The organism is Carboxylicivirga marina, from assembly GCF_016612505.1.
GTDB lineage: Bacteria > Bacteroidota > Bacteroidia > Bacteroidales > Marinilabiliaceae > Carboxylicivirga > Carboxylicivirga marina.
The window spans coordinates 1-208 of record NZ_JAENRR010000206.1 but is presented as its reverse complement, the minus strand read 5'-3'; the positions used below and the strand labels follow the sequence as shown (position 1 = coordinate 208).

Annotated in this window: 1 protein-coding gene; it reads left to right on the top strand. The window is 40.9% G+C overall.

What is annotated here, in order from left to right; all coding sequences use genetic code 11:
• The coding region (locus JIV24_RS22310; RefSeq protein WP_200467291.1) for a hypothetical protein at positions 1-208 on the top strand (208 nt) is incomplete at both ends.

Here is a 208-nt window from a genome sequence, read left to right as displayed (position 1 = left end):
GATGGCAGCGAACAAGGCGACTTGGTCAATGGCTATTGGACCAATCAGGTAATTGCAAGCGAAGTTGGCAGTAATGAAATCACGCCTTTACATTTCTCACTATACTCACAGAATGCCCCTGATTTTACAAGTGAAAACGATCAAATAGAAAGTGCCATTAATCAAGTTGGTGATGCGATAAGCAACAAAGGAATATGGGTTATAGATC